4 protein-coding genes are annotated in these 5,345 nt (G+C 59.4%); 3 read left to right on the top strand and 1 reads right to left on the bottom strand.

The window, feature by feature from the left end; all coding sequences use genetic code 11:
• The 3 genes from JMF90_RS22550 to JMF90_RS22540 all read left to right on the top strand — a co-directional run.
• Positions 1 to 562 (top strand): AraC family transcriptional regulator (locus tag JMF90_RS22550; RefSeq protein WP_201325448.1); only part of this gene is annotated, 562 nt, incomplete at its 5' end.
• A gap of 1,786 nt (positions 563 to 2,348) precedes the next feature.
• Entirely contained in the window at positions 2,349 to 3,044 is a 696-nt protein-coding gene (locus JMF90_RS22545) for a ParA family protein (protein WP_006497839.1), read from the top strand.
• Positions 3,037 to 4,068, top strand: a complete 1,032-nt coding sequence (locus tag JMF90_RS22540; protein WP_011694973.1) for a ParB/RepB/Spo0J family partition protein — start codon at positions 3,037 to 3,039, stop codon at positions 4,066 to 4,068. The genes JMF90_RS22545 and JMF90_RS22540 overlap by 8 nt, the downstream gene beginning before the upstream one ends.
• A gap of 95 nt (positions 4,069 to 4,163) precedes the next feature.
• Here JMF90_RS22540 and JMF90_RS22535 read toward each other — a convergent pair.
• Positions 4,164 to 5,345 (bottom strand): replication initiation protein (locus JMF90_RS22535; protein ID WP_201325447.1); only part of this gene is annotated, 1,182 nt, incomplete at its 5' end.

Below are 5,345 nucleotides of genomic sequence, written 5' to 3'. Positions count from 1 at the left end.
CGACGATGCGCCGGCCGGCCGCGGGCTCGTCGTGGGCGACATGACCGAGCCTCTGTACGACGCGCTGAACCGGTTGCTCGCGCTGCTGGACGACCCGAACGCGATTGCCGTTCTCGCACCGTATGTCGAGCGGGAAATTTACTATCGGCTGCTGACGAGCGACCAGGGCGCCCGCCTGCGTCAGATTGCGTCCGCCGGCAGTCAGTGCAACCGCGTGTCACGCGCGATCCGGTGGTTGCGCGCTCACTACGACGAGTCGTTGCGTGTCGATGATCTCGCGGCGCAGGTTCAGATGAGCAGTTCGACCTTCCATCACCACTTCCGTCAACTCACCGGCATGAGTCCTCTCCAGTACCAGAAATGGATACGCCTCAACGAGGCACGTCGGCTGATGCTGGCGGAGCGGCTCGACGCCGCGTCGGCAGCATTCAGGGTCGGGTATGCGAGCCCGACCCAGTTCAACCGGGAATATAGCCGGCTGTTCGGTAACTCTCCGCGAAGGGATATCGATAGCCTGCGAGGTGGCGGGGATGTCGCCTTGTCGATCGTCGCGAGTTATTGATGGCGGCACGGTGGGTGGGAATGTGTCGGCTATTACGGGTGAACGGCGCAGGACTGGCGCCTCGCATGCGGGATCGAGCGGACTCAGACTGAAATGCAGCGCCCAACGCCGATATGTTTTCAACTCGGATGAATTGCTCGGCGTCTCCCTTCCTGCTTATCGTCAAACATCGCCGACGTGTATCGTGCGGCCGGGTCCCATACTTTCACCTCTCCTTTGGCTACAGACGAACCGCCCGGAGCTGACGATTTCGGCGGACCGCCCCCTCCCCTCCCAACGGCTACGTCGGACCGGCCGCCTATAAATCCCCAATGTCAGCATCGTCTCGCGATGCTTCGCGACTCCGTTAATAGGAAGGCCGACGCATGCGTTGTCACGTGACAACTGGCGCTAAATATCAGAACTCCCACCAGTCAATGGACGGGGCGACGCGATCCAGTGATGCACTGATCCCCGCACTTCGACACCCGGAACAGTTGCTCCACCGCGAAACGTATTGAAAACTACGAATTACGTATTCGCCACAACGAATCTCGGTGAAGCCGCGCCAATCTTCGTTGCCCACATGCCAAAAAACCATACGCCCCCATTTCCGGGCATCACCAAGCTCATTTGCCGTGAAACAGCATGAAGAATATGGCGCAAACCATTGCCACACAAGGATTTCTGGCAAGCGTCGATTTTCGGAAAATGTTTCACGAACCGACCCGTTCGCGTTGCTACACGTCGCCAACACATGGATTCGACGCCAATAGTGACCCAGATTGCATGAATCTCCCTGCATATCGGGGCCCTCCAGCGCGGAAATCTGATATTCGCTACGAAACCAGCCCCCTGCCCTATTGGCCCATGCGAGCGGCAATGCAGGGTTTCGTACTCTCTATAAATAGGGACACATCATAGTCATCCCTATATCCCGCACGAACATGCGCAGCAATCGCTCAGCGCGTTGCGCCAGCACCCCGAGCGTACACACGAAGATAAGGGAATCAAGCTGCTGACTACACAGTTCGTACCGCGCCACCCCAGACGCGCCTTGCAACGCCTCCCCGGGATACTCCGCTCCCATATAGCCATCCGTTGCCCGAGCTTTCAGGCGCCCGCTCCCGTTGTCACGTGACAACCGGCGACTCACCCACGAGCCGGCGGGACCAGAAATATCCCCACCGGCTTTCTTCCTGAGCAACATGCCAGCTACGCACCGGGCATCGGCAATCACGACTACGTCTTGACGATCGAAAGGTTGCTCCTGGGAGGCGCGCTTGAATGTGTTTGTCACGTGACAACCCGTCTCATCGCCGGATAGACGTACGTCAGGATTATGTGAAGCACCTCTGTAATTGAAATGAAGCGATTCTTCCGCAGCCCACGTCGCAATCGCATCGAGAACTTTCGCTCGATATGGCCAGACCTCGAAGCAATCAATGCCCGGAGACTTGTCACGTGACAACCGGCTTCTTCCTCGAGACCGCGCAACATCGTCGTCTCGGGTTCGTATCGAATTCCGTATGAGACCAAGTGCGACGAGACATCAATTCTCCACGCAACGGTTTCATCGTCGATGTTCAACGCCAGCTGAATTTGCCCGCGTTCGCTGCGCGTTCGTGCAGCCGTGATTGGTTATTTTGTATTTTTTTAGTCAATACGCGTAAATGACGCCTTGGCCGTTCGGCCTATTTGTCACGTAACAACCGCGGAGATCAAAAGATATTCACTCCATCGAACACTTTTCTGGACATTTCGGTAATAACTGCATATATTACGCAAAACTCCTTGGAGGGATTTAATGGCTTTCAAGATCGCCGTCAGTAATCAAAAAGGTGGGACGGGAAAGACGACCATCTCCGTCAACATCGCGGCTGCGTTCGAAGCCGGCGGCAACAAAGTCGCGTTGATCGATGCCGACCCTCAGGGCACTTCCGTCCGTTGGGTCACGAGCGGCGAGAACACGCTGCCGATGACGGTCCTTTCGCTGGCTCCCGCCGGCCGCGGCATCGGGGGCGAGATCAAGAAGCAGGACGCGAACTTTGATGTGATCGTCGTCGACTGCCCCGGCAACCTCGAAGATCCGCGTATCGCATCCGTCCTGGAAGTGGCCGACTTCTGCCTGGTGCCGCTTTCGCCATCGCCGGCCGATCTGTACAGCACGGTCGCGATGATCCGCATGATCGAATCGATGCGCGCCGTTCGAAATCCTCAACTTTCTTCCGCATTAATGCTGAATAGCGTCAATGGAAAAACTAAAATGCGTGAAGAAATTTTAAAAATTCTACGGGCTGAAGAAATAGGGGAGCATCTGCTCGACAGCCAGATCGCGCAACGCGAGGTCTATCGTCAGACGTTCGCGCTCGGCACCACGATCCATCACCACAATCGATACCTGAAGGGCCTGAAGGAAGCCCGCGCGGAAATCGAAAAGCTGGTCACGGAAATGGCCCAATACATCGCGTCGACGCGCGCTACCGGAGCCGCCCATGGCTAAGGACACCTCGAAAGACAAGAAACCGACCGGCAACCTGCATCTCGCAGCCGGCCTGTTGCGCGGACTCGCGCAGGAAAATGCGGCGCTCGAAACGCGGCTGCCCGAGCCGGCGGCCGCACCGGCCGCCGTCGTCGACACGGCGCCTGCCAGTGGCCCGGCCGGAACCGCGCCCGCCGGTACGCCCGAGCTTGGCGCGCCGCAGAAGGTGCTGGTCAAGGACTGCATCCCGAACCCGTTCAACCCGCGCGTGTTCTACTCGGAATCGAGCCTGCACGAGCTCGCGCTGACGTTGAAACGAGAAGGGCAGATCGAGCCGATCAAGGTCACGCGGCTTCCCGAGTTCCCCGGCAAGCTCGTCGTAATCGACGGACAACGCCGGCTGCGCGCGACGAGCATTAACGGCGACGAAACGATTAATGCGACGTTCCGCACCGATCACACGCCCGAGCAGCTCTACACGATCGCGTATCGGGCGAACCACGACCACGAACGCCAGACGATCTTCGATGATGCGATCGCGTGGAAACGTCTCCTGGACGAGAAGGTCTTTTCCGACCAGAACACTCTGGCGGAGAAAATCGGCAAGGACAAGGCCTCGATCAGCAAGACGCTGTCGCTCAACGCGCTGCCGAACACGCTGCTGGAGCGGATGGCCAGTGCGAACGACGTGGTCGGTCTGCAGGCTGCGTACTTCCTGAAACTGATCTTCGAACGCCTCGGCGAGGCGACGGCCGATCGGCTGCTGACGGCCGTGATCGACCGGAAAAAATCCGTCCGCGATCTCGAGAATTTCCTGCGTGCGCAGAGTGACGGCACCAAGAAGGCCGGGCGTACGCGCTATAGCGTTCGTCATGATTTCGCGCTCGAATCGCGCGCGATCGGCCAGTTGAAGACGTATCCGGACGGGCGTCTGGACCTGCAGCTCAAGGGCGTCGACGCATCCCACCAGGAAGCGCTTGCCGACAAGCTCAAGACCGTCATCGACGCGTACGTCGCGGAGCTGGCCACGGCCCCGTCGAAGTAACGCGCTAGCGGCAAAAGGCCTCGCCTTCGCGCTGCGCCGTCAAGCCCGACCGCGACATGGTCCGGCGCATGGTGCGCACAACGGCGAGGCCTCGTTCAGTTGCCTGCGAGACTGCTTTTGAGCAGGAATTCCAGCAGGTCGTCCGAGGTCGGCTCGCCCCACGTATCGAGCGCCAGCCACCGGAAGAAACTGGTTTGCGCCAGCTTGCTCGCCTTCTTCTTCGGCGACAGCGTCAGGTCCTTCGAACCCGCCACCGTCTCGTTGTAACGCTCGATCAGCTTGGTCTGGTCGTCGATCTCCAGTTCGCGGAAATACGCGCCGGCTTCCTCGACCTTCGCCGCCAGATACTTGTCGCGAATCTGTTCCTGCTTACTCTGCGCGGATTCCTTCGCCGGTGCAGCCGCCTCGGTTCCCTGCCCATCGGCCAACGTGTAGCCGTGCGTCAGCGCCTTGCGGAAGTACGCGGCGACGTTGTCGACCGGCGTCGCATTCTTCTTCGTAGTCCGATTGAGCGTATAGGCGATCGCCGCCTTGATGCGCTGCACGCCGTATTGCGTGATCAACCGGCGCGCTTCCGAGCGCGGAATGCCGAACTTCGCGACCTCCTCGACCAGCGCTTCGTTCTTGACGTCGCCGTCTTCGACCGTATCGGTGCTCTGCTTGCGCGTCACCTTGAACTGCACGGCTTCCACGCTGCGGCCGGATTTGTGTTCGATCAGCTCGAGCGTGTGGTCCGATACTTCGTTCACCTCCTGGATGCACGGCACCAGGACCTTGCTCTTGAACAGCTTGTATTCCTTGTACGACTGCGACGCCTTGTCCTGGCCGAGAATGAGGTCACGGAATTTCGGCAACGGAATCTTCGCGGTGATGCCGATCCCCTCGTAACGCACCGTGTTTTCCCACAGCGCGAGCGAATGCGACCGCCGGAACTCGCGGGCGATCCGCATATCGATCAGCGCGTAGATTTCGGGATTGAGCAGTTCGCTGCGAATCTGGTCGGAGAAGCTGTACTTCAGCACCGATTGCTCGAGCTCCGCGCCGGCGAGCAGGCCCGACGCTTTCCAGACCGTCGAACGGTCCGCGGCCAGGTAGTCCCAGTTGACGACGGTACTGATCAACGAGTTGACCGTGTCCTTCACGTACTTCGTGTTGTTGCTGTTCAGCCCGCTCTCGTGCGACAGCGACGCGATCGAAATCGAGAAGCTCGTTCGGCCCGGTTCGAACGCCTCCTGCCGAAGCGCGTTCTTGATCAGCGAGCTGAACATCTTGCGCTG

Origin of the sequence: Burkholderia sp. E168m23 (assembly GCF_016586125.1) — a bacterium.
Classification (GTDB): Bacteria; Pseudomonadota; Gammaproteobacteria; order Burkholderiales; family Burkholderiaceae; genus Burkholderia; species Burkholderia orbicola.
Note: the sequence above shows the minus strand (reverse complement) of the source record. Positions and strands in the feature narration are given on the sequence as shown.